This is a genomic window from Streptomyces sp. NPDC086787 (assembly GCF_044745865.1).
Lineage (GTDB): Bacteria > Actinomycetota > Actinomycetes > Streptomycetales > Streptomycetaceae > Streptomyces.
In genome coordinates, this window is record NZ_JBIVBC010000054.1 from 1 (window position 1) to 1,391 (window position 1,391).

Below are 1,391 nucleotides of genomic sequence, written 5' to 3' on the forward strand. Positions count from 1 at the left end.
CGCACACATGCACAACCTCGCCCTCACATCATGACCAGAAGACTGTGCTCACACGCTTTGACCTGCCCAAACGCGGCCTTGTGCAACACCCTTTAAAGGTTGTCCCGTAACGAGGCCCAGGGGTCTCAGGCATACTGGCGCTCGTTGTCGCTGGGGTCCGGACCTGGGAGGGGAGCCTGAGTGCCTGAGCTGCGATGTGAAGCGATTCGTTGGGTGGATGACGAGCCGTTTCCCGGCCTCGTCGAGGTTCAGTTCGTTGACGCTGCGGGCCAACGTTGGTCTTTGATCGACAAGAGCTCGATCTTCGCGCAGTTCGCTGAGCTGACCCCCGAGTCGGTCTACCCGGTGAAGGTCACGGTGGCGTGCGAGGTCCAGGGTGACATCGAGGCGATGGGCGGCGACGGCGTCGTGACTGTCTCCACTTCGCCGGATGGGGTCACGACGCCGGATGGACGGGACACCTTCGCTGTGAACCGGGGCCAGCTCATCTCGTGAGAGCGAGATTGTGAAGTCGGGCGATGCCGAGCATGGCCTGGTGAACGCCGGTGCCCTTGAGCCGACAGTCGCGCAGGATCTTCCAGTTCTTCAGCCGGGACAGGGCGTGTTCGACCCGGGCGCGTGCCCGACGGTGGACGGCGTTCTCCGCCTCCTGCTGCGGACTGAGATGCGTCTGGCCACGCTGTTTGCGGTGCGGAATGAGCAGGCCAGTGCCCTGGTAGCCGCCGTCGGCGATGACCGGGGCGCCGCGGCAGGCCAGGTCGACACCGGACTCAGCAAAGGCTCGGCAGTCGTTGCGGCTGCCGGGCAGCGGGATCCCGATCGCCACGACCAGGTGGCTGTTGGCGTCGATGACGACCTGCAGGTTGGTCGAGTACCGGTAGTTCTTGCTGGAAGCGGCGATGCTGCGGTCGCGGGTGGGCACCAGGGTGCCGTCGACGATATAGACGGTGTCCTTGCGCGGTCGGCGGGCCGGCGAGATGGCCAGCAGGGGTGCGAGGTGATCGAGAATGCGGTCCGCCGCGGACTTTGAGATTCCGAACAGCGGCGCTATCTGCCGCAGTGTGAGGTTCGTGCGCCAGTACGTGGCCACCAGCAGCACCCGGTCCTCCAGCGGCAGTCGCCAGGGACGGCCGCGCTGAACGTCACCGCCACGGCGCCGTACCAACGCCACCAGACTTGCGAACTGCACATCGGTCAGCCCGGAGAATGGCTCGATCCACTTCGGATCTTCCGCTGAGATCACCCCACCCATGCCCAGGCAACGCAGCAACCGCCACACGAGTTACGGGACAACCTTTAAAGGGTGTTGCACAAGGCTCTGAGCTGGGCATCTCTGAGGTATGGCCGCGGTGTTACGTGCTGAACGGGTGTGGGTGGAGACGTTCACGGGG

The 1,391-nt window shown here is 64.8% G+C and carries 2 protein-coding genes; one reads left to right on the forward strand and one right to left on the reverse strand.

Going from position 1 to position 1,391, the window contains the following annotated elements:
• Positions 1-180: 180 nt before the first annotated feature.
• Positions 181-495, forward strand: a complete 315-nt coding sequence (locus tag ACIPK3_RS34400; RefSeq protein ID WP_402576142.1) for a hypothetical protein — start codon at positions 181-183, stop codon at positions 493-495.
• Here the strand turns inward: ACIPK3_RS34400 and ACIPK3_RS34405 are convergent.
• A complete protein-coding gene (locus ACIPK3_RS34405) occupies positions 485-1,252 on the reverse strand; it encodes a transposase (protein WP_402576143.1) in 768 nt (255 codons plus the stop codon). The two genes, ACIPK3_RS34400 and ACIPK3_RS34405, sit on opposite strands and share 11 nt — an antisense overlap.
• Positions 1,253-1,391: the final 139 nt, after the last annotated feature.